Source organism: Sphingobium sp. C100, assembly GCF_000508185.1.
GTDB lineage: Bacteria > Pseudomonadota > Alphaproteobacteria > Sphingomonadales > Sphingomonadaceae > Sphingobium.
Genome location: NZ_AYOY01000194.1, coordinates 1 through 23059, shown reverse-complemented (window position 1 = coordinate 23059; position 23059 = coordinate 1). Strand labels below are relative to the sequence as shown.

Genomic DNA, 23059 nt, shown 5'->3' with positions numbered 1-23059 from the left:
GGGCCGCGGCTGCCGCGCCTCCGGTAAGTGCCGCACCGCCGGATGCGACGGCGCCGACCGCGCCGGCTCCGGCGACGATCATGCCGCCAGCCGCGAGACCTGTACCCACCGCGGCGCCGGCGCTGAGCTGTGGGCCGCCGGAGACGATGCCGCTGGCGATGCCGGGGCCGAAGATGCCGAGACCGAGGAGCGACAGCGCGGCGAGCACGATGGCCATGGCTTCGTCGATGGATGGTGTTGCGCCGCCGAAGCCGGCGGTGAATTCGGAGAACAGCGTCGAGCCGATGCCGATGATGACGGCGAGCACCAACACCTTGATGCCGGACGAGATGACGTTGCCGAGCACGCGTTCGGCCATGAAGGCGGACTTGCCGAACAAGCCGAATGGAATGAGGACGAAGCCGGCGAGCGTCGTTAGCTTGAATTCGATCAGCGTGACGAAGAGCTGGATGGCGAGGATGAAGAAGGCGAGCAACACCAGCGCCCAGGCGAGGAACATGCAGGCGATCTGGATGAAGTTCTCGAAGAACGACCAGTATCCCATCAGGCCCGAGATGGATTCCAGGAGCGGCCGCCCGGCATCGAGACCGGTTTGCGCCACCTTGCCCGGCCGCAGCAGATCGGCCGTTGTGAAGCCCGTGCCACTGGCTTTGAGGCCCAAGCCCGCGAAGCTCTCGAAGACGATGCGGGCGAGATTGTTCCAGTTGCCGATGATGTAGGCGAACACCCCGATGAACAGCGTCTTCCTCACCAGGCGGGCGAAGATGTCGTCGTCGCCGCCCCAGGACCAGAACAGCGCGGCCAGCGTCACATCGATGACGATGAGCGTCGTGGCGATGAAGGCGACTTCGCCGCTGAGCAGGCCGAAGCCGCTGTCGATGTAGCGGGTGAAGACCTCGAGGAAGTGGTCAATGACGCCGGTGTTGCCCATGACGCTACCGCGTCTCGGCCGGCGGCCACACCGGTGCCGGTTGAGCCGGGACAGCCGCATCGGATGACGGATGCGGAACAGGCGGAGCGTCAGGCAGCCGCTCGGCGGGTCGAGCGCCCGGCGCAAGGAAGCGGTTGCGGTTCTCGGCCCAGGCCCGCAGGCAGGCCGCGTCACGCGGCCCGGCTTCTCCGAGGGCCTGGCAGCGGAACAGCTCGTCGCGCAAGGGGGCTGACGGAGCCGTGTTCGGCCGTGACGTAGCCCAGCTCTCCGTCGGCTCCTCTTTGCGGCTCATCTCGATCGCCGTCGCGGTGATGGCCACCGCGACGAACACCACCGCGCCAAGTCGGGCGAGCATCTTGCCGTCCATGGCCGCGCCCTCAGTTGCCGCTGTTCGGGAACATGCGCGCGTTCCCGGCCTGGTAGCCGGAGCCCGGCGTCAGGAACCGGCGGCGTTGCTCGCGCCCCTGTTCGGCGGCCGCCGTGCGCTCGGCTTCGGAGAGCGCCTGCGACCTGCCGTTAGCCGCTACGACGGCCGTGAGGTCGGCAAGCTGCTGCGCCTGAAGCGCGAGAAGCTGATTGCCGGCCTGCGTCGCCTGCAATGCGCCTGTCGCTCCCTGGCTGCGTCCGATCAGCGAGGACATCTCGGACCGGTTGGTGTCGATGTTGCTGACTACACCGGCCTGCACGCGCATGGCGTCCTGCAGCCCGCCGACCGTGTTCTGCCAGCGCTCGCGGGCGCCCGCGACGAGCTGCTGGTCCGAAGCCGACATGGAGGCGTTGCCATAGGTGGTCTGGAACGCCTGATCGATGTTCTGGACATCATAGGCGATGCGTTGCGCCTGGGTGAGGAGCTGTTGGGTGCGTTGCACCGACTGCTGCAGTTGTTGGATCGAGGAGTATGGCAGGCTCGCCAGATTGCGGGCCTGGTTGATCAGCATCGTCGCTTCGTTCTGAAGCTGGGTGATCTGTTGATTGACCTGCTGAAGCGTCCGGGCGGCTGTCAGGACATTCTGCGCATAATTGGTCGGATCGTAGACGATCCATTGTGCGGCGGCCGGGCTGCTGAGGATCGGCGAGAGCGCCATCGGAGCGGCGAGGACAATTGCGGCGACGCGCATGGCGCGCGAGCGGGAATGAACGGAACGGGTCATCGGCGTGCCTCCGGATCGGTTTGGGGGGTGACGTTGGTGAGATCGGCGATGAGATCGGCCGCCCAGCCGAGGCGGTTTTCAGCGAGCCATTCGGCGAGAAAGCCGTCGGTGCCGCTACGGGCATGCACCTCCGCGATCAGCGCCTGGTGCTGTTTCGATGAGGCGGCGCAGAGCGCCAGGGCGACATCCGAAAGGCCCAGCTCGAACAGGCGATTGCCGCGCCGCGACTGGCAGTAATAGTCGCGCTTGGGCGTGGCCCGGGCGAGGATCTCGATCTGCCGGTCGTTCAACCCGAAGCGGCGATAGATCGCGGTGATCTGCGGCTCGATCGCGCGTTCGTTCGGCAGCAGGATGCGGGTCTGGCAGCTCTCGATGATGGCCGGCGCGATTGCCGAGCCGTCGATATCCGACAGCGACTGGGTGGCGAAGATGACGCTGGCGTTTTTCTTGCGCAGCGTCTTCAGCCATTCGCGAAGCTGACCCGCGAAGCCCTGGTCATCGAGCGCGAGCCAGCCTTCGTCGACGATCAGCAGCGTAGGCCGCCCGTCGAGACGGTCCTCAATGCGATGGAAGAGATAGGCGAGGACCGCGGCAGCGGCGCCCGTACCGATCAGACCCTCGGTCTCGAAAGCCTGGACTGAGGCCTCGCCGAGATGCTCGGCCTCCGCGTCGAGCAGTCGCCCATAGGGGCCGCCGACGCAGTAGGGCCGAAGCGCCTGCTTGAGGTCGTTTGACTGCAGCAAGACCGACAGGCCCGTCAGCGTGCGCTCGCCAATCGGCGCGGAGGCGAGCGACGAGAGCGCCGACCAGAGATGCTCCTTGACCTCGGGCGTAATCGGAACGCTCTCGCGTCCCAGAATGGCAGTGAGCCAGCCAGCCGCCCAGGCCCGTTCCGCGACGTCGTCGATGCGCGCCAGCGGTTGAAGGGACACGCTATCGTCGGCGCCTTCCGTGAGCCCGCCGCCGAGGTCGTGCCAGTCGCCGCGCATGGCGAGCGCCGCGGCCCGGATCGAGCCGCCGAAATCGAAGGCGAACACCTGAGATCGCTCATAGCGGCGGAACTGCAGGGCCATCAGGGCCAGCAGAACCGATTTGCCGGCGCCGGTTGGGCCGACGATCAGCGTGTGACCGACATCGCCGACGTGGATGGAAAGCCGGAATGGGGTCGAGCCTTCGGTCTTGCCAAACAGCAGTGGGGGTGCTGCGAAGTGCTCGTCCCGTTCCGGTCCCGCCCATACCGCCGACAGCGGGATCATGTGGGCGAGATTGAGCGTGTTGATGGGCGGCTGCCGGACATTGGCATAGGCATGCCCGGGCAGGCTGCCGAGCCAAGCGTCCACCGCGTTGATCGTCTCCGGCATGGCCGTGAAATCGCGTCCTTGGATGACTTTCTCGACCAAGCGCAGCTTCTCGGCGGCGATGCGCGGATCTTCGTCCCAGACAGTGATCATCGCGGTGACATAGGCTTGGCCGGCATAGTCCGCGCCAAGCTCCTGCAGCGCCATGTCGGCATCGGCCGCCTTGTTCGCGGCATCAGTATCGACCAGCGTCGAAGCCTCGTTGGTCATCACCTCCTTGAGGATGGCGGCAATCGACTTGCGCTTGGCGAACCATTGCCGCCGAATCTTGGTCAGCAGCTTGGTGGCGTCCGTCTTGTCCAGCAGGACGGCCCTGGTCGACCAGCGATAGGGAAAGGCCAGTCGGTTCAGCTCGTCGAGGATGCCGGGCGTGGTCGCTGTCGGGAAGCCGACGATGGTGAGGATGCGCAGATGCGTGTCGCCAAGACGTGGCTCGAGCCCGCCGGTGAGCGGCTGATCGGCAAGCAGCGCATCGAGATAGATCGGGGTCTCGGGCACACGGACGCGGTGGCGTTTCGTCGAAACCGTCGAGTGCAGGAAGGTGAGCGTCTCGGCGTCGTCGAGCCAGGCGCATTCCGGCATGAAGGCGTCGATAAGTTGGAGGATGCGATCGGTGCGATCCGCGAAGCCGCGGAGGACTTCGTGGGCGTCGATGCCGGCGTGATCGCGGCCCTCGTAGAGCCAGGTTTCTGCGCGCGCGGCGTCTTCGGCCGGCGGCAGATAAAGAAAGGACAGGAAGTAGCTCGACTCGAAGTGGCTACCTGCTTCCTCGAAGTCCGCTTTGCGTTCGGCGTCGACCAGCGCGGACGCGCTGTCAGCGAACATGCTGGCGGGATAGGTGGCGGCGCCATGCCGCTGTGCTTCGACGAAGATCGCCCAACCGGAGCCGAGGCGGCGGAAGGCGTTGTTGAGTCGCCCGGCGACCGCGACCAGTTCGGCCGGCACGGCGCTGTCGAGATCGGGACCACGAAATCGCGCGGTGCGCTGCAGGCTGCCGTCTTTGTTGAGGACGACGCCGTCACCGACAAGCGCGACCCAGGGCAGGAAGTCGGCAAGCCGGGTGTTGCGGTTGCGATATTCGGCAAGATTCATCATGGCCGCGCCCCTCAGACCGACAGATGAGCGGGGATGCGCAGATGCCTGCGCACGACGTCCACGAACTGCGGATCGCGTTTGGCGGCCCAGACGGCGGCGAAGTGGCCGATAGCCCAGAGACCGAGGCCGACCAGCCAGAGGCGCAGGCCAAGGCCAAGCGCTGCCGCCAGCGTCCCGTTCAGAATGGCGATCGAGCGCGGTGCGCCGCCGAGCAGAATGTGTTCGGTCAGCGCGCGATGGACCGGGACCGAAAAGCCCGGCACTTCGCTCGCCGTCTCCGCCGACGCCGCCATCAGACCAGCGCTCCGCCGCCGAACGAGAAGAACGACAGAAAGAAGCTGGACGCCGCGAAGGCGATCGACAGGCCGAAGACGATCTGGATCAGGCGCCGGAAGCCGCCCGAGGTGTCGCCGAAGGCGAGCGTGAGGCCGGTGACGATGATGATGATCACCGCGACGATCTTGGCGACAGGTCCCTCGATGGATTCGAGGATGGACTGCAGCGGCGCTTCCCACGGCATGGACGAACCGGACGCGTGGGCGGCGGGCGCGAGCGCCAAGGTGAGGAAGGTGACGGAGGCTGCCGTCGCGATGTGACGGCGGATACGCATGGCATGCTGGATCATGACGGATCTCCTGTGAGGTGCAGGCTGACGGGGACAACGCGATAATCGCCGTCGGCGCCGAGCCCTTCGACGCGAGCGAGTTCGGCGAGGCGCCGCGAGGCGCCGCGGCCGGAGAGCACTGCGACCAGATCGATCGTCTCTGCGATCAGGGCGCGCGGAACGGTGACGACAGCTTCCTGGATGAGCTGCTCGAGGCGGCGCAGCGCGCCAATTGCGGTGCCCGCATGAATGGTGCCGACGCCGCCGGGGTGGCCGGTGCCCCAGGCCTTGAGCAGATCGAGCGCTTCAGCGCCGCGCACCTCGCCGATCGGGATGCGATCGGGGCGCAGGCGCAGCGAGGATCGGACGAGATCGGAGAGCGACACGACGCCATCCTTCGTCCGCATGGCGACGAGGTTCGGCGCGGCGCATTGGAGCTCGCGCGTGTCCTCGATAAGCACCACGCGGTCGGACGTCTTTGACACCTCGGCGAGCAGCGCATTGGTGAGCGTGGTCTTGCCGGTCGAGGTGCCGCCGGCGACCAGGATATTGCGGCGCTCGGCGACGGCGATCCGTAGAGCCTCGGCCTGGTCGGCCGCCATCATGCCGGCCGCGACATAGTCGTTGAGGGTGAAGACGGCAACGGCAGGCTTGCGGATCGTGAAGGCCGGTGCGGTGACCACGGGGGGCAGAAGGCCCTCGAACCGCTCTTGTGTTTCCGGCAACTCGGCAGAGACGCGCGGGCTGCCTGGATGAACCTCGGCGCCGACATGGTGCGCGACGAGGCGAACGATGCGCTCGCCATCGGCCGGCGACACCCGTTCTCCCGTGTCGGAGAGTCCCTCGGAGAGGCGGTCGATCCAGAGCCGCCCATCGGGGTTGAGCATCACCTCGACGATCGCGGGATCTTCCAGAAACCGGGCGATGGCGGGGCCGAGCGCGGTGCGCAGCATGCGCGCACTGCGAAGGATCGCCTCCGATTTCTGGTGAGTGGCCGCCACGTCGTCCCCGTTCTCTTGCGGGTCCGCGACATGCGGCCCTGGATCGGGGATGAGTAGAAGAGGCAGAAATTATGGTCTGACAACAACCATTATGTGGTCGTCGTATTGTGGCGTACAAAGACAGGCAAACGGCGGGATGACCGAGGAAGCGCAACGTCTAAGGATGCATTGTTCGAATTCTACTGCCCACATTGTTGCGCTTCCGGATACTGTGGCCGTGGCGTTCCCGCAGGGACATGAAAATGTGTTTAGTGGCGCAGTAATCCCGAGCGCGCGCGGCGCTGAGCATTACTTGACGATTGGAACCCATCTCTGATCGCGGACGTAGTCGAGAAAAGCCCGCACGGCCGCACTGGTGTGCCGCCGGCTCGGATAATACAGATACCAGCTCGGCAGCTTCTGCTTCCAGTCGTAGAGCACTTCGATGAGCCTGCCTTGTTCGACATCATCACGGACATAGTCCTCGAACAGGTGAGCGACTCCCGATCCCGCAAGCGCGGCTTGGAGTTCTTGATGCGCTGAGCTCAGCGTCAATCGACCTTTCGGGGTGATTTCCACTTCATCATCGTCCCTCTCAAATTTCCACGTCACCATGGTTCCGCCGGGGAAACGGCGGCGAATACAATCGTGCTGTAAGAGATCGCGCGGTGAGTCGGGTCGACCGCGCTTGCGAAGATAATCAGGCGAGGCCACGATGGCATATCGCAAGGCAGGCCCCAGCGGCATGGCGATCATGTCTTGGGCGAGTTGGTTCCCGAAGCGCACGCCCGCGTCAAAACCCTGCTCCACAATATCGATGATCGCGGCATCACTGACGATCTCGACGTTGACGTCGGGATAAATTTTCATGAACTCGAAGGCCAGAGGGCACAGAATGTGGTCGGCGGCCGGACCCGGTGCATTGATCCGCACGGTGCCGGACGGGTGTTCGCGAAGCTGATTGAGATCGTCGACCGCTGTTCTGATGTCGTGAAGAGCGGGCCTGAGTCGCTCGAGAAGCTGCTCGCCTGCTTCTGTCGGCGCTACGCTACGTGTCGTTCGGTTCAGCAGCCGGATGCCTAGCGCTTCTTCAAGCAGGCTGATCGATTGACTGATGGCCGACGATGAGACGCCCCTGCCAAGCGCGGCAGCTCTAAAACCACCGCAGCGGACGACGTCCTCAAAAATCTCCAGGCTGTGGAGGCGAAGTGGTCGCATTGCAAAGCTCTACTTAATAAGCTGATCAATTTTGATTAGCTTATCCGCGCGCCGGTTCCGTGTCATCCTTAAAAACATTCGCGAGGCGGCGCCACGGATAACCGCGGCTTACCGCCGATCCTGAAACCAAACGGAACCTGCGATCAGGTATTTGGATGGGACCAAAACTATGGGTGAAATCACACTGAACCGCAGGAAGATCGTGCTGACAGCCGCATCGGCTGTGACGGGCCTGATCTTGCCGACCGGCCTGACCTTTGCGCAGACCGCTTCCACCACGTCGCTCCCGGCCCAGGCTGGAAATGCCGGCCATTACCGCTTTCGCGTCGGCGGTATATCAGTGACCGTATTGAGTGACGGGCTGATCGGCGGCCCTCCGCGGGTTTACGCCAGCGATGCGCCGGAAGCGGAACTGCAGGAGGTTCTGAGGCTCGCCTTCCTCCCGGCCGACCGCCTGACGCTCAATCTCAACACCCTGTTGATCGAGACGAATGGCAGGCGAATCCTGCTTGAAGCCGGAGCCGGCGAGACCATGGGTCAGCAAGGCGGTCGCATTTTCGAAAATATAGCCGCCATCGGTCTGCGCCCCGAGGATATCGACGTTGTCGTCGTCTCGCACACGCACCCGGACCATGTCGGCAACCTTCGAACGGCCGACGGCGGCAAGGCATTTCCACGGGCGACGATCTTTGCGCCTCGTGCCGATTGGGACTTCTTCGTCCGCAACGATCCGGACCTTTCCTATATGCCGGTGCCCGAGGAATTCCGCCGTAATTTCGCAGCCGCCATCAAGCGGAGCGTCGAACCGGTCACCAGCGGGATCGAGTTGTATGAAGCCGGCGCGGAGATCGTTCCTGGGCTGACGACGCTTCCCGCATTCGGCCATACCCCCGGTATGGCGAACTTCCTTGTTCACTCCGGCAACGATCAGCTGCTGCTAACGGCCGATCTCGCCTACCACCCGATCGTCAATGTCGATCGGCCATGGCTGCCCGGGCCAGATCGCGACAAGGACACCGCACTCGCCTCCCGTCGCCGCATCTTCGACATGGCGGCGGCAGACCGGCTTCTCGTCCTCGGCTTCCACTATCCGTTCCCGGGTCTTGGCCGAATGCTCAAGACGGACGCGGGCTATGCCTGGGTTCCGGTCAACTGGCAGTTCTGATCCGGCAAGCGGCGGAGGCCCCGCAATGACGACATCGAGGCGCACGCTTCTTTCGGGCTTTCTCGCCATGCCGCTCGTGCCGCTGACTGGCGTGATCGCTTTCGGGCAGGAGGCGCCGCCGCTGCCGCTGACGCGTGCCTGCACCGACGGAGATGAACCGACGCCCGCCCGTGAAGCCGGCCCGTTCTTCAAGCCAAACTCCCCGTTGAAGCAGCACCTCTTTCTGGAGGCGCCGCGCGGCGAGCGCATCACCGTCGCGGGCTACGTCCTCGACACTCGCTGCCGCCCTGTGCCGCGTAGCCTCGTCGAGATCTGGCAAGCCGACGAAAACGGCGAGTACGATCGTCAAGGCTTCCGCTTGCGGGGACATCAATTCGCCGACGAGCAGGGACGCTGGTGGTTCAACACCGTCGTGCCGGCACTGTATCCGGGACGCACGCGACACTTCCATTTAAGGGTTCAACGTCCGGGCGGGGATGTCCTGACAACGCAGCTCTTCTTTCCGGGGGAGCCAGGCAATGCGCGTGACCGGATTTTCGATGAAACGCTGCTCATGACGGTCGGCCCTGCGGATGACGGTCAGTTCGCACGTTTCGACTTCGTGGTCTGAGCCGCTGGCTTTTCTGCCAACCAGATCGCGCTCGTCACTGGCCCCTGGCCGCGGCGACTTCGGGAATTGCGATCTATATCGAGCATCTTTTGAAGGAGACTATCGCATGAGCGAACAGCAGGATTCAGGCCTTAACCGGCGCGGTTTCATTGGTGCTCTGGGCACGGGAGCCACCATACTGGCTACCACACCGTTTTTTTCTGGTGAAGCCCACGCGCAAGCCCAGCCAAGCGGGCCGGCGACGGCCTCCACGACGCCTGCACGAATGCGGACAATTCCGAGAACGGAGCAGACGCTCACCACACTCGGCCTCGGCACATTTCTCACCTTTGACGCCCGCCCCGGCGACGACCGGAGCAATCTCGGCGAGGTCTTTCGGCGCTACGTCGCGGGCGGTGGCCGGGTCGTCGATACGTCGCCCCTCTACGGATCGGCGGAAGTCTCTGTTGGCGCGTTTCTGGCGGGCACGCCGGAGGCATCCGAGATGTTCGTCGCCAACAAAATCTGGTCGACCGGCGAATATCTCGGCGACGAAAGCCATGCATTGGCAAGCTTCGAGCAGTCGAGGCTGCGCATCTGGCGCGATACGATCGACCTCATGCAGTGCCACAGCATCGTCAACGCGCCAGTCATCATCCCGCTGATGCAGGCCTGGAAGAAGGAAGGTCGCATTCGCTATGTCGGCGTGACCCACCATGAAGCAGGCGCCCAGGATCAACTCGCCGAACTGGTCGAGCGTGGCGGCGTCGATTTCATTCAGACGAACTACTCGATCTTCGATCGCAGCGCCGAGCGCCGCCTGCTGCCGGCGGCGGCCGCCCGCGGGGTCGGCGTCCTCATCAACCTTCCGCTCGAAAAGGCTCGCCTGATGAAGGTGGTGAAAGGTCGCTCATTACCGGACTTCGCTGGGGAATTCGAAGCGGCCACCTGGACGCAGTTCTTCCTCAAATGGGTCATGGCGCATCCGGCGGTTACGACGGTGCTGTGCGGTACCGCGAATCCGGAGCATGCCGAGGACAATGTCCAAGCCATGTACGGACCCTTGCCAGACGAGGCGATGCGCCGGCGCATGGTCCAGCATATGGAAACGATCTCGGGTTTCGCCGATATCGGGCGGATGCCCTGGTATCCCGGGAAGGACGCCCAGTATCAGGGATTGATCCGAGCGGCACAGGCTTTGGCTCGTACTCGTTTGATCCAATGACTTTGGAATTCGCAAAGCAGTTGCTTTCGCGAACTTTCCTTACAATGCGATATCCGCGAACGTTATCCGTCGCGCAGGAGCTCAAAGGTCCACACCCGGTAGCTGCTCGACAAGCGAGCGAGCATCCACAGTTTTAGAATAGCGCCGCGGTGACAACCCCATGACGCGAGTGAAGGCGGTGTTGAATGCGTTCTCGGATTCGTAGCCGACAGCGCGCGCGATATGCGCCAGCGTCTCATTTCCGCCAACAAGCTTCTCAGCGGCCAGCATCATCCGCCAGCGCGTGAGGTAAGCGACCGGCGTCTCTCCGGTTTTTTCGCGGAAACGTCGTGCGAATGCAGTTCGTGACATGCCGACATTCACGGCAAGCTCTTCGAGCGTCCAACCGTGTCCCGGATCGGCGTGAATGGCTCCGATGGCGGAGCCGACCTGTGGGTCGGCGAGGCCGGCGAACAATCCGATCTCCATGCCGGACTGTTGAGTCAGATATAAGCGGAGCGTCTGCGTCAGCATTATATGCGCTAGGTGCTGGGCTACGAGAGACGCGCCCGGCCGAGCCTCCCGCAGTTCCTGCATCATCAACTCGATCGACCAACGGAGGGCCACCTGATCCCCGGTAGACTTGAGGTGCATGACGGGCGGCAGCGTGCGGAGCAGCACATCCGCATGCCGACCGCTGACTTCGAACCGGCTTCCAGTCAGATGCACGTCTCCGCCGCCATTGTAGGTCACAGTTTCTCCATCCCGGTCCGGTGCAAGGGCTTTGCTTGCGAGCGTCGGCGTCAGCGCCGGGTCGCTTGAGATCCGAACCGGGCGTCCGCTCGGAAGCACGAAACATTCGCCGGCTACGATCTGGACCGGTTCTCCGGCGTCTTCCAGAGACAGCCAGCAACTGCCGTGCATTACCGCGTAGCATTTGATGCGGCCGGCAAGATCGTCCAGCCTCAGCGACCAGTCGCCGCCGGCGTCGAACCCGGCGGTGATGTAGCTGCGCGGCTTGAGGAGCGAGAGGATTTCAGACAGTGGATCCATGGGCGGGGTACGATCACGAAGAAAGTTGGTATCTCTAGCTAGAGAACGTACCGAAGATCCAAGCTATTTGCATCTCCTAACCGACAGTTCATCGGGCAATAAGGAGAAAAAAGATGAAAGCAGCAGTCGTTACAGATTTCGGAAAGGCGCCCGCCCACGGCGATTTCCGCGACCCCGTCGCGGGTGAAGGAGAAACGATCGTGCGGGTTCACGCGGCGCCCTTGAGCCCGATCGTCAAGGCCCTGGCATCAGGCAGGCACTACACGAGCGGCGCCCAGGCGGGTTTCGTACCAGGCGTGGACGGCGTTGGCACCGACCCCAAGGGCCGGCGGGTATATTTCCTGTTCCCCAAGGCCCCCTTCGGTTCGATGGGCGAACTGGCGCTGGTCTCGGACGAAATGATCGTTGCCATCCCCGATGACATATCGGACGTACGCGCCGCCGCGGTCGCGAGCGGCGGCCTGGCGTCCTGGGTCGCCCTGACGCGGAGGGCGCCGCTTCAGCCGGGTGCCACCGTTCTCGTCAACGGCGCGACGGGTGCTGCCGGGGGCATGGCCGTGCAAATCGCGCGGCACTTCGGCGCACACAGGGTCATCGCAGTTGGTCGCAACAAAACAGCGCTGGACCGGCTCGATGTCGCGTCGCGCATCGCACTCGACGACGGCGCCGACGAGGCCCTGCGCGCGGAATTCGACCGCGGCGTCGATGTCGTGCTTGATTTCCTATGGGGCGAGCCTGCCAGTCGCGTCATTGCGGCCGCCACGAAGAATCGCGGTTCCCGAATGGGCGAACCGAGGGTGCGGTATGTCCAGCTCGGCACCGTGGCGGGTGAAGAGATTTCGCTCCGTGGCGATGCCTTCCGCAGTTCGGGGCTCGAATTGATGGGCAGTGGCATCGGCAGCGTCGCCATCCGGGAATTGTTGGCCGGTGCGCGCGAGCTTCTGACGGAGACGAACGGTGCGGGGTTCGATGCCCCCGTCACGACGCTACCGCTCACGGCCGTCGCTGACGCGTGGACCGGCCCCTCGGATGTTCGCTACATCCTGTCGCCGGCAGGCCTCACACATTGACGCGCACGGGCAATGTCCGTCCGACCGTTGGTCGGGCGGGTAGGACTCGGACACGGTCGCTTTGAAAACGTCGGTCTAGACTGGGGGCGCGGAAGCGCACACGGCTGCGGCATGGCTTCTCTAGCGTCGGGGCCGCTGCGTCGTGCGAAAAATTCATAGCATTAGGCAGAGACTAGGTGTCCGCAGTCGGCGTCTCTGCCGGTCTGCTCCGCGGTTCGGAGGGCTATATCGCAGGCTTGTCAAGCCGGGCCGGTGCGGATGTGAGCGACTGGAGCATCGCCGACATTCCGCCCCAACAGGGCCGCAGGGTTCTCCTGACGGGTGGCAACGGCTATCGGGAAAATGGACGGAGTGGTCTCTGAACGCGAGCGGCGGTGATCACGTCGGCTGGTTTTTCACTTTCGCGGACAAGCAGCTTGGCGCTGCGATCAAGTCAATTCGCTCCGCCCCCGCTGATCAATGGACTCTGCAGGAACTTGGCGGGATCGACGGAATGTCGCGCTCGACATTCGCGCTCAGGTTCCAGGAGCGCGTCGGAGAGCCGCCGCCGATGCGGTATGTGGCGCGGTAGTGGATGCTGCTTGCCTGCGACAGGCGGGAGAATTCGAGCGATTCCGTTTTCGCGGTTGCCATCTCGCTCGGCTATAAATCGGAAAGCTCGTTCAACACGGCCTTTAAACGAGTCATGGACTGCTCGCCTCGACAGTATGGACGTTGGCGGAAGGTCAGATCGGAAACCAGTTCCGTTGCTGCAGGCGTGCCGCCCGATCGGCTGCGTCCCAATGCCGACAATGGGAGTCGATGCATCGAGCGCGCGGTCGCTGTGGCGGCAGCGGAGGCCGACCTGGTTGAGGCCAAAGGCTTACATCCGCCGCCAACGACTAGGACTGCGAGGACACGTCGCTATTGCTGAGTGCGTTACCGCTAAGGAAGGGCAGACTTTTTGTTGCAGATCCGGTCAGTGCCAGCATCGCGTTCGCCACCGCAGGCGCGATCGGCGGCACGCCGGGCTCGCCCATGCCGGTGGGTCGACGGGTGGACTTGATGATATGCGTTTCGACCGCCGGCATTTCGTTCATGCGCAAGACCGGATGACTGTCGAAATTGGTCTCCTGGACGATACCGTCCTTCAAGGTGACCGCCCCGTACAGCGCGGCCGATAGGCCGAAGCCGACGCCGCCCTCCATTTGTGCTGCGATCTGGTCTGGCGCGACTGCAATTCCGCAGTCGACGACAGCGACAACGCGGCGCACGATCGGACGGCCGTCGACCAGCCGCACCTCGGCGACCTGACCGACGACCGTACCGAAGGCCTCGGCAATTGCGAGGCCGCGGGCCCAGCCCGGTTGGAGCGGGCTGCCCCAGTCCGCCTTGTGACAAAGCTCATCGAGCACCCCGATCCGTCTCGTATCGCCGGCCCTCTCATAGAGGGTACGCCGATACGACGCCGGATCGCGATCGTCCCGCCGCGCGAGCTGATCGATGATATGCTCCATCACGAAGGCGGTGTGCGAAGCGCCGACAGAGCGCCAGAAGCCGACCACGACCGGAAAGCTCGGACTGAAGATCTTGCCGTCGACGGTCGAGGCGGTCGAAAAATAGGGTGAGTTGGTGATCCCCTCAGTCGCTTGAAAATTCGGCCCGATCGGCGTCAAAGCCTGGCAAACGCTGTGGACGCGCCAACGCGCCGGGAAGGCATCGGCCCCCATCTGGACCCAAACGCGGTGATGCGACATCGGCCGGTAGTAGCCAGACGTCATCTCGTCCTCCCGGCTCCAGATCAGCTTGATGGGACGCCCCTGGATCCGCTTTGCAATCCGTACACATTCGACAAGATAATCGGAAGACATGATGCCGCGGCGGCCGAACGAGCCGCCGGCCGGCACGACTTCGAGGTCGACCTTGCCGGGGATCGTGCGGGCGGCGATCGCCGCCATGACCTGGTCGAGTGTCGCCAGATGGGCGCCCGAGGTGATCGACACGTTCCAGCCGTCCACTTGAGCGACGCAATCGAGCGTTTCCATCGGAGCATGGGCCAGATAGGGAAAATCGAACGCGAACTCGACGGCGTCGCCGTCGAAGGGGGCCCCAGGATTTTCGCCCTTGGTCCCGAAGTCGCTCGGCTCCAGGTCGCCCCGCCCGGCCGCAATTTGATGATAATATTCGATGAGCTCCGGGGTTGACCGCATCTCGGCTTCGCCGTCGTTCCACTCGATACGCAGTGCGTCGCGTCCGAGCCTTGCGGCAAATGTCGTCTTCGCCACTACCGCGACACCGGTCTCGATTGCGAAGACGTCGACGATGTCCTTCACCTTCAGCGCGTCAGACGCATCGAACCGCGCCAGCGTTCCGCCGAAACGGGGGCTGTGCGCCACCATCGCAACCAGCATATCGGGACGTTGAATATCCTGAGTGTAGATCACGGCGCCGGTGCTTTTTGCCAGGCTGTCCTTGCGATGCACCCTATCGGTGCCGATCAGACGATAATCCTTAGGCTGTTTGAGCGTGGGCGACTGCGGAGGCGTCTGGCGAGACGCGTCTTCAAGAAGGTCGGCGAACGTCGCAGACCGGTTCGAGCCCGGATGCGACACAACGCCGTCCCGCACCTCGATGGACTGGCTCGAAACATTCCAGCGGTGCGCGGCGGCCGCGACAAACATCGCGCGCGCCGCAGCGCCTGCATTGCGCATTGCGTCCCAATTGCTGGCGATGGCGTTCGACCCCGCCGTCATTTGCAAGCCGTAAGCGCGGAAGTTGTTGCGCGCCTCAATCACGCGCACGCGATCCCAATCCGCGTCGAGTTCCTCAGCGACCATCGCGGCTATGCCGGCATGGATGCCCTGGCCCATCTCCTGCTGCTTGTTGACCACTGTCACCCATCCATCGGAGCCGATGCGAACGAAGGGCCCAAAGGCGCTCGGTTCCGGATCGCTGCCGCCGCCCTGAAGGATCGCGCCAGCGACTTGCATGGGGTGTGTGGCGGTATAGCCGACGATCAGCGCACCGCCGATCAGCGATCCGCCCAGGATCATCCGCCGACGCGTCATACGGAACCCTCGATTGGGGGCCTGTGGCTTGTTCACGGGCGTTTCCTCTTCCGAAAAATGGGCTGGTTCATGCAGGGCATTTTCCGCCGGTATCGAGCCAAGCCTTGATGATTGTCCCGAACTCCGCCTGCGTGCCCGGCGCGGGTTTGCGACCTCCGCCAGGGTGCCAGGCCCAACCAACAAGCGCATCCTCGCTCATGTGCTGAAGCAGCTCCTCGCGGCTCATATGAGAGCGTGCCGGGTCCAGAAGCTGCCGACAGATCTCGCCAAGCGTCTTGCCTTGCCAGGCCATTTCGATCGGTGCGAGCATCCACATTGGGTTTCCGGGCACGCCGGATGACTCGAAATTCGTGGCTCCATGGCATGTCGAGCAGCGGAGCGTCGGCTCTCCGGCGCCATCCGGACCGCGTGATACCCATGGCCTGTGCGGACGCATCGCGTCTGTCTGGGTAGGGCGATCCGTTCGCGGATGACAATTCATGCAGCGTGGGTGCTGGATCACGCGACCCGCTTCCTCGAATAGCGCGATCGAACGCTGGTCCAGATCGGCAATCGCAGCGAACTCCGCCACTGCGCGCAGACGCTCGAGGTCCAACTGCGGCTGGCGGATCTGAATAGCCTGCGTCTGCGGCATGGGCCGAGGATAGAGCGCATAGACGAGCGTTGCCGCGATCATCGCTGCGAATGTGGCGAACAGCCACCGGCCAATGCGAAGACGCCCGCGCCGTGGCTCGGAAGGGGATCGCCGCCACCTCATCGGGCTGTGCCGAGCTGGGCCGCAGCGTCATGGATCGCGGCACGAATCCGGTTGTACGTGGCGCAGCGACAGATGTTGCCGCTCATGGCCACATCGATGTCTCGGTCGGTCGGTGTCTTGAGGATGCGGAGCAACGCAACGGCACTCATGATCTGCCCGGACTGGCAGAATCCGCATTGCGGGACATCGCGCGCGACCCATGCACCCCGGATCGCCTGCGCCTCGACTCCTTCGATGGATTCGATTGTGGTGATTCGAGCCGAGGCAGCCACCTCCAGGGGGAGCGTACAGGAGCGCGTCGGCGTGCCGTCAACATGCACGGTGCACGCGCCACATTGCGCGACCCCGCAGCCATATTTGGTGCCTGTGAGCTTCAGCGTGTCGCGAAGCACCCAAAGAAGAGGAGTCTGCCCGTCATCTTCGACGTGGTGAATCTGGCCATTGACGGAGATCGCATAGGACATGAACAACTCTCAGGATTTCAACTGTGTCGCCTGAGAGGCTAATCTTTTCTCGCTCAGACCGACACGCGCGATCCTTCAGAAAAATTGCCCATTCCTACAAATTCTTGAATGGCCGCCCGCCGGCAGTGATTGAACAGGAGAGCCCATAGCCGCGATTCCGCGCGGCTATGGGAAGTCGTTCGCCGAGCCAGTTGTGGAGGGCTGCGTTGCCCAAAGAAGGTTTAAGTATCCAGAGCTGCCTTCACGCGTTCTGGCGTGAACGGGTAGTGGCGAAGCCGCACACCTCCGGTGAGCCGCGCGACAGCGTTTGCGATTGCCGGGCCGGTGGGTGGAAGACCTGCCTGACCAATGCCGCCAAAAGGACTCCCCGGCGTCGGCACCACGGCTACTTCTATCTCAGGCGCCTCGGACATTCGGATCACCCGGTACGTATCGAAATTCGACTCCTGTACCTCGCCGTCGATGACGTTGATTTGCTCGAACAACGCATGGCCGGTACCGTTGGTGATGCCGGTCATCATCATGGCCTCGATATGGAGAGGCTGGATCGCCACACCGGGATCGATCGCGCACCAGACCTTGTGCACCCGGATGGCGCCGGTGTCCCGGTTCAGCGAGACCTCGGCGACCTGGGCACAATGCGAGCCGAACGCATCGGAGTAAGCGACGCCGAGGCCCCGGCCGTCTCGCGCCCGGTCCCACTCAGCCATCCGGGCCACGGTCTCGATCACCTTGCGCGCGCGCGGCTGGTCCTTGAGAAGCTCCAGCCGCAACGCGACGGGATCGATGCCTCTGGCGGCGGCGATCTCGTCGACAACGCATTCTATTGCGAACCTCGTATAGCCGACCCCCACGGCGAACCAGAAACCGATGGCCAGACCGTTGTCCTGGCGTAGATATTCTATCTGATGGGCGGGAACAGTATAATTGAATTTAGCACCCTCGGTCACGACGTCGTCGTGGCCGCCTGCTTCTTCGAACACCGGTGGCAAAGTTCGTGCAAAGATCGAATCCGCCACAATGCGGTGACGCCAACCGACGATGTTCCCCTCGGCATCGAGGCCGACCTTGACGTGCTGCGCCTCGAGCGGCCGGAACTTGTCGTGCCGGACGTCGTCCTCGCGGCTCCAGATGACCTTAACCGGTCGGCCCTCCACGGCTTTGGCCAGCGACACTGCATCGATGATGAAGTCCGCCTCCGCCTTGCGTCCGAAGCCGCCGCCGAGCAGGGTTGTGTTCACCTTGACCTTGTCAGGCGTGGTGCCCACCACCTCTGCTGCGAAGCCCTGTGTGCCCGTCGGACCTTGCGTCGGCGCCCAGATCTCCACCCTGTCGCCGGTCACGAGCGCCGTGGCGTTCATCGGCTCCATGGTCGCGTGGGCGACATGGTCACTCATATAATCGGCTTCTATGACCGTCGTGGCGGCAGCGATCGCGGCCTCGGCGTCACCATTGGTATGCGCGGGAACGCCTTGCTGGCCAAAGTCGCGGCCGACGGCGCGATACTCGTCGAGCAGCCGCTGACTGCTATAGTTGCGAACCCTTGACGTTGTGCTCCAGGTCACATTGAGCAGATCTTTCGCGCGCCGCGTGGCTTCAACGGTTTCGCCGACAATGCCGACGCCATAGGACAGTGGGACTATATGGGTGATGCCGGGCACATCGCGCGCTTCGGCATCGTCGATGGTCTCAGGCCGTTCGTCCTGAATCGGCGCCCGCAGGACCGCGCCGTGGAGCATGTCCGGAAGCTGAACGTCGATACCGAAGACCGCGGTTCCATTGACCTTCGAGGGTACGTCGATGCGCTGGATCGTCCTGGTTCCGATATAGCGCCACCTGTCGCTTTGCTTCAGGTCGGCCTCTGTGGCCTGCGGCAACGGATCCGGAAGTAGCGCCCTGGCAGCGATCTCACCGTAGTCCAACGAGCGCCCCGAGGACGGATGCAGAACCCTGTGGGGCTCGGTCTCAAGCTCACTCACTGGCACGTTTAGCATCCCAGCTGCGCCCGCCAGCAGGATTAATCGTGTCTGGGCACCAGTCATGCGAAGCACCGCATTGTACCCGCGCGTCGACTCGCTGCCGCCGGTAAGCTGAATCCCGTAGAAACCAGGATTGCCGTAGGTTTCCGCGTCGGACGGCGCCTGGACCACCCGCACACGGCTCCAATCGGCATCCAGTTCCTCCGCGACGAGCAGAGGCAGCGTTGTCGTGATGCCCTGGCCCATTTCGACGGCCGGCGAAATGATGCTGACCGTGCCATCCGCGCCAATCGTGATCCAGGCGTTGGGACGGAAGTCGCCCTCGGCGGCGGATGCCATGGCTGCGCCGCTGGCAAGGTCGGGCACGCTCCCGAACGCGACAGCGATGCCGAGGCCGCCGGTCGTGACGAGAAAACTACGTCGCGACAGCACGCGGCTTTGAGGCTGGAGAATCGGGGTCATGGCTCAGCCCTCCCTTGCTGCGCGCTGGATCGCGCTGATGATGCGGACATAGGTCCCGCAACGGCAGATATTCCCGTCCATGTGGTCGACGATCTGTTCGCGGGTGGGGTTGGGCGTGGCAGCAAGAAGGGCGGCCGCCTGCATGATCTGGCCGGATTGGCAGTAGCCGCATTGCGGCACCTGCTCAGCGATCCAAGCCCTCTGCAGCGGATGGCTGGAATCCGGCGACAGACCTTCGATCGTTGTGACCTTGCGGCCGGCGACATCCTCCAGGAAAGTCTGACAGGAGCGCATCGGCTCGCCGTCGACGTGGACGGTGCAGGCTCCGCATTGAGCAATTCCACAGCCGAATTTGGTGCCGGTGAGCTTCAGATGTTCCCGGATCACCCAAAGAAGCGGTGTATCCGGTTCGGTGGCGACATTGACCGCTTGTCCGTTGATCGTGAAGGCTGTCATGAAGGCTTCTCCTCAATCTGGTGATTGGCTCTCGAGGTAGTTGATGATTGCAGCCCGCTGTGCGCCATCGGGGATGCTGACGGTCATCCGTGTCCCGCGGATCATTTGGCGCGGCGCGGTGAGAAAGGTCTCGAGTGACTGGCGATCCCAGGTGATGCCGGAAGATTGCATCGCTTGGGAATAGTTCGCGCCTTCGACACTGCCGGCAGTCCGGCCGATAATTCCAAGGAGTGAGGGGCCCATTTTGGTTTGTCCCGGCTCGATGTTGTGGCAGGCGGCGCAACGCTGCCGGAACAAGCGCTCTCCATCTACCTCCTGAGCGGCGGCTGAAGACCCGAAGAACAGTCCGATAGGCAAAATGATTGCAAGCAGAGCGACCGCCGGTCCTTTGATGCGACCTGCTGCAGGCGCGGTTATGGAATGGGTCATGGTGCAAATCATTGTATCGCCTCCTTAGTCAGGCGATACGATAGTTATGCCCGTGGAAACGATCTATGCTCGGAAATCCGTGATCTCTTTTCGATCGTCCGGCAATGATGTTTGATATCTTCGATGGATGCGCTCGCTATTATAGCCGTGTTGGCGGAAACTATTCTGCCCGATGCGCTTGATTGATATCCTCCGAAATCTCCTGCCGCAGCTTCGGCCCGCTCGCAAGTCGACGACCCAGAGCCGCGATGAACGCCTCGTATCGCTCGCTGGCCTTGGCACGAGCGGCCTGAGCGGCAGGCTCGGGCAATGCCGGCGTCGTGGTCAGCCAGAAGCGGACGAAGATCGCCAGCGTCTCGACAGAGATACCGACGTCGCGCTCCACGCGGGTCATGCGCCGGTCAATTTGGTCGAGCCGCTTAGTGATCGCCGCCTCCTGGCGCTCAGCCGCATCCGGCGAGAGGAAGGATGCGATGCCGGCCTCGGCCACTAGCGACATTGAGTGGCCACGCCGGGCCGCATGCGCCGAGAGAGCCCTCATGACGTCGGGCTCGAGATAGACGGAGAGCCGCTGCTTCTTCGGTGATTTCGTCATCGCGGCGTTCCTACAATTCGATGCCGTCGCCGGGGTCAAGCGAAGCCTGGCGCATGTTCTGGTTCATGCGACTGAGGCGCGCGGCGTCGTCATCCGCATCGTCCGCCGGGTCGATCTCGAACTCGTTCTCGATCGGCGCCACCTTGGCGATCGGCTGCACGCGACTCAGCTCCGGCTGGCGCCGCCGCTCGGACTCAGTCGTATCCTCCTCATCCGGATTGGCTCCCGTCGCCGCCGTCAGGACCTCCGGTGATGGCGGTAACGCCAGCTTGCTCCAGTCATCGGACGAGACCCCATCGGGCTTGATGATCCTAGGCGGTGGCAGCACCCGTTCCTGAAACCGGCGATCTTCATAATAGCGCGCCTTCTTCGCGCGGATCGGCGGCGTGCCGGCAACCATGACGATTTCATCGGAGGGCGGAAGCTGCATGATCTCACCAGGCGTGAGCAGCTGCCTGGCGGTTTCCGACCGCGACACCATCAGGTGGCCGAGCCAGGGCGAAAGCCGATGGCCGGCATAGTTCTTCATCGCCCGCATCTCGGTTGCGGTGCCGAGCGCGTCCGACACGCGCTTGGCGGTTCGCTCGTCATTGGTCGCGAAGCTGACGCGGACATGGCAGTTATCGAGGATCGAATTGTTGGGCCCGTAGGCCTTTTCAATCTGGTTGAGCGACTGGGCGATCAGGAAACTCTTCAGGCCGTAGCCCGCCATGAACGCGAGCGCGGACTCGAAGAAATCGAGCCGTCCCAGCGCTGGAAACTCGTCCAGCATGAGGAGCAGCCGGTGGCGACCGCCCTTGGCCTGCAGATCCTCGGTAAGACGCCGGCCGACCTGATTGAGGATCAGGCGGATCAGCGGCTTGGTCCGGTTGATGTCCGAGGGCGGCACCACGAGGTAAAGCGTTGACGGCCGCTTGCCGCCGACGATATCGGCGATCCGCCAGTCGCAGCGCCTTGTCACTTCGGCGACGACGGGATCGCGATAAAGGCCGAGGAACGACATGGCGGTCGAGAGCACGCCGGACCGCTCATTGTCCGATTTGTTCAGCAGCTCGCGCGCTGCGCTGGCGATGACGGGGTGGGGACCGGTTTCGCCAAGGTGCGCGGTCTTCATCATGGCGGCCAGCGTCGATTCGATCGGCCGCTTCGGATCAGAGAGGAAGGCGGCAACGCCGGCGAGCGTCTTGTCGGCTTCCGCATAGAGGACATGGAGGATCGCGCCGACCAGTAGCGCGTGACTGGTCTTTTCCCAGTGATTGCGCTTCTCGAGCGATCCTTCCGGATCGACCAGGATGTCGGCGATGTTCTGGACGTCGCGGACCTCCCACTCGCCACGGCGCACCTCGAGCAGCGGATTGTAACCGGCCGACTTCGGATTGGTCGGATCGAACAGCAGGACGCGGCCATGCCGCGATCGGAAGCCCGCGGTCAGCGTCCAGTTCTCGCCCTTGATGTCATGCACGATCGCCGAGCCTGGCCAGGTCAGGAGCGAAGGCACGACGAGCCCCACGCCCTTGCCGGAGCGGGTCGGGGCAAAGCACAGCACATGCTCTGGACCGTCATGGCGGAGATAGTCGCGATCGAGTTTGCCGAGCACCACGCCGTCGGGGCCGAGCAGGCCGGCCGCCTTTACTTCGTCATCCCGCGCCCAACGTGCCGAGCCATAGGTTTCGACGTTCTTGGCCTCGCGGGCCCGCCAGACCGACATGCCGATGGCGACGGCGATCGAGATGAACCCGCCCGACGCCGCGATATAGGCGCCCTCGACGAAGATCGGCGGCGCATAGGCATCGTAGAAATACCACCACCAAAAGAAGGCGGGCGGGTAATAGACCGGCCAACCGGCAAGCTCGAACCAGGGTGGGCCGAGCTGGGGCTGAAAACCGAGCCGATAGGCTGTCCACTCTGTCGCTGTCCACGTCGTGAACAGCACGATCAGGAAGACGGTGAGGATCTGGCCCCAGAGGATTTTGGTCGCCGACATGGCGGGGGTCCTTTCTTTTATTACGGGCTACAGGCCGAGGCCGCGCTTGCGGCCGAAACTCCAGTCGACCCCGCCATCGCCGCGGGCGACGCCGGAGACATGCTGGCCAAGATGCTTTTCAAGAGACGGCGACCAGGGCACGAGCTGGAAGCCGAGGCCGTCGTCGATCATGGCGAAGCGGCCCGAGGCGAGAGCGATGCGCTGCCGATAGGCGCCGGCGACATATTCCCCGGTCCCCGCCTTGACGAACGGGCGTCTGGTCTCGGCAGCGAGCTTTGCCCCGAGCCCTTCGACGTCGCGCTGACGCAGCGTGTCAATGAGGTTGCGGGAGAAGATGACGCTGCGGCCGTGGCGCTCAGCCAGGCGCTGCTCGATCAGATGTTCGGCGCGGCGGTCCATTGCGTCCCGCACCTCGGCGCCGAACCCGCCACCGCCAAGCGCCACCGGCTCGCGGGCGATCGCCTGCCG

23 protein-coding genes are annotated in these 23059 nt (G+C 63.8%); 5 read left to right on the top strand and 18 right to left on the bottom strand.

All coding sequences use genetic code 11. The annotated features are described in order from the left end of the window. From trbL to C100_RS44640, 8 genes are all read right to left on the bottom strand, one after another. Positions 1-931: P-type conjugative transfer protein TrbL (gene trbL / locus C100_RS44675; RefSeq protein ID WP_024021674.1), on the bottom strand; the 931-nt coding region annotated here is incomplete at its 3' end. A 4-nt stretch (positions 932-935) separates the two neighbouring features. Further along, on the bottom strand, positions 936-1298 hold the full coding sequence (gene trbK-alt / locus C100_RS44670) for a putative entry exclusion protein TrbK-alt (RefSeq protein WP_024021673.1): 363 nt from the start codon (positions 1296-1298) through the stop codon (positions 936-938). A 10-nt stretch (positions 1299-1308) separates the two neighbouring features. Continuing rightward, positions 1309-2082, bottom strand: a complete 774-nt coding sequence (gene trbJ / locus C100_RS44665) for a P-type conjugative transfer protein TrbJ (RefSeq protein WP_024021672.1) — start codon at positions 2080-2082, stop codon at positions 1309-1311. Further along, positions 2079-4535 (bottom strand): conjugal transfer protein TrbE, encoded by a 2457-nt coding sequence (gene trbE, locus C100_RS44660; protein WP_024021671.1) that lies wholly within the window; start codon positions 4533-4535, stop codon positions 2079-2081. The genes trbJ and trbE overlap by 4 nt, the downstream gene beginning before the upstream one ends. An 11-nt stretch (positions 4536-4546) precedes the next feature. Beyond that, positions 4547-4828, bottom strand: a complete 282-nt coding sequence (locus C100_RS44655; RefSeq protein WP_024021670.1) for a VirB3 family type IV secretion system protein — start codon at positions 4826-4828, stop codon at positions 4547-4549. Beyond that, positions 4828-5145, bottom strand: a complete 318-nt coding sequence (locus tag C100_RS44650) for a TrbC/VirB2 family protein (protein WP_442800333.1) — start codon at positions 5143-5145, stop codon at positions 4828-4830. Before C100_RS44650 ends, C100_RS44655 begins: the two co-directional genes overlap by 1 nt. A gap of 11 nt (positions 5146-5156) precedes the next feature. After that, positions 5157-6092 (bottom strand): P-type conjugative transfer ATPase TrbB, encoded by a 936-nt coding sequence (trbB, locus tag C100_RS44645; RefSeq protein WP_442800332.1) that lies wholly within the window; start codon positions 6090-6092, stop codon positions 5157-5159. A 336-nt stretch (positions 6093-6428) separates the two neighbouring features. Next, positions 6429-7337, bottom strand: coding sequence for a LysR family transcriptional regulator (locus tag C100_RS44640; RefSeq protein ID WP_024021667.1), 909 nt, complete (start codon positions 7335-7337; stop codon positions 6429-6431). A 238-nt stretch (positions 7338-7575) separates the two neighbouring features. Between C100_RS44640 and C100_RS44635 the strand changes: the two genes are divergently transcribed. The 3 genes from C100_RS44635 (at position 7576) to C100_RS44625 (ending at position 10316) form a co-directional block, all read left to right on the top strand. After that, the gene (locus tag C100_RS44635) at positions 7576-8502 is read left to right on the top strand and encodes an MBL fold metallo-hydrolase (protein WP_200866596.1); all 927 of its coding nucleotides are present in this window, start codon (positions 7576-7578) and stop codon (positions 8500-8502) included. Between the two features lie 25 nt (positions 8503-8527). Beyond that, positions 8528-9112, top strand: coding sequence for a dioxygenase family protein (locus C100_RS44630; protein ID WP_024021665.1), 585 nt, complete (start codon positions 8528-8530; stop codon positions 9110-9112). Between the two features lie 106 nt (positions 9113-9218). Then, positions 9219-10316, top strand: a complete 1098-nt coding sequence (locus tag C100_RS44625) for an aldo/keto reductase (protein WP_024021664.1) — start codon at positions 9219-9221, stop codon at positions 10314-10316. A gap of 81 nt (positions 10317-10397) precedes the next feature. Here the strand turns inward: C100_RS44625 and C100_RS44620 are convergent, their stop codons facing one another. Next, positions 10398-11348 carry an AraC family transcriptional regulator gene (locus tag C100_RS44620; RefSeq protein ID WP_024021663.1) on the bottom strand — a complete coding sequence of 317 codons (951 nt, stop codon included), beginning with the start codon at positions 11346-11348 and terminating at the stop codon, positions 10398-10400. 113 nt (positions 11349-11461) lie between these two features. Between C100_RS44620 and C100_RS44615 the strand changes: the two genes are divergently transcribed. Beyond that, a complete protein-coding gene (locus C100_RS44615; protein ID WP_024021662.1) occupies positions 11462-12418 on the top strand; it encodes a quinone oxidoreductase family protein in 957 nt (318 codons plus the stop codon). 574 nt (positions 12419-12992) lie between these two features. Then, a complete protein-coding gene (locus tag C100_RS49595; protein ID WP_200866595.1) occupies positions 12993-13331 on the top strand; it encodes a helix-turn-helix domain-containing protein in 339 nt (112 codons plus the stop codon). Here C100_RS49595 and C100_RS44610 read toward each other — a convergent pair. From C100_RS44610 to C100_RS44570, 9 genes are all read right to left on the bottom strand, one after another. Further along, a complete protein-coding gene (locus C100_RS44610) occupies positions 13300-15501 on the bottom strand; it encodes a xanthine dehydrogenase family protein molybdopterin-binding subunit (protein WP_031310214.1) in 2202 nt (733 codons plus the stop codon). The genes C100_RS49595 and C100_RS44610 overlap by 32 nt on opposite strands. Before the next feature lie 31 nt (positions 15502-15532). After that, positions 15533-16141 (bottom strand): hypothetical protein, encoded by a 609-nt coding sequence (locus C100_RS44605; protein WP_024021659.1) that lies wholly within the window; start codon positions 16139-16141, stop codon positions 15533-15535. Between the two features lie 77 nt (positions 16142-16218). After that, positions 16219-16686: a (2Fe-2S)-binding protein gene (locus C100_RS44600; RefSeq protein WP_031310212.1), complete on the bottom strand. Its 468-nt coding sequence runs from the start codon at positions 16684-16686 to the stop codon at positions 16219-16221. A gap of 221 nt (positions 16687-16907) precedes the next feature. Then, a complete protein-coding gene (locus C100_RS44595) occupies positions 16908-19127 on the bottom strand; it encodes a xanthine dehydrogenase family protein molybdopterin-binding subunit (RefSeq protein ID WP_024021657.1) in 2220 nt (739 codons plus the stop codon). 3 nt (positions 19128-19130) lie between these two features. Then, a complete protein-coding gene (locus tag C100_RS44590) occupies positions 19131-19583 on the bottom strand; it encodes a (2Fe-2S)-binding protein (protein ID WP_024021656.1) in 453 nt (150 codons plus the stop codon). A 12-nt stretch (positions 19584-19595) separates the two neighbouring features. Continuing rightward, the gene (locus C100_RS44585; protein ID WP_200866594.1) at positions 19596-20012 is read right to left on the bottom strand and encodes a c-type cytochrome; all 417 of its coding nucleotides are present in this window, start codon (positions 20010-20012) and stop codon (positions 19596-19598) included. Positions 20013-20172: 160 nt separating this feature from the next. After that, positions 20173-20607 carry a hypothetical protein gene (locus tag C100_RS44580; protein WP_024021654.1) on the bottom strand — a complete coding sequence of 145 codons (435 nt, stop codon included), beginning with the start codon at positions 20605-20607 and terminating at the stop codon, positions 20173-20175. A 10-nt stretch (positions 20608-20617) separates the two neighbouring features. After that, positions 20618-22591, bottom strand: a complete 1974-nt coding sequence (locus C100_RS44575; protein WP_024021653.1) for a conjugal transfer protein TraG — start codon at positions 22589-22591, stop codon at positions 20618-20620. Positions 22592-22618: 27 nt separating this feature from the next. Then, positions 22619-23059 (bottom strand): DUF3363 domain-containing protein (locus tag C100_RS44570; RefSeq protein ID WP_024021652.1); only part of this gene is annotated, 441 nt, incomplete at its 5' end.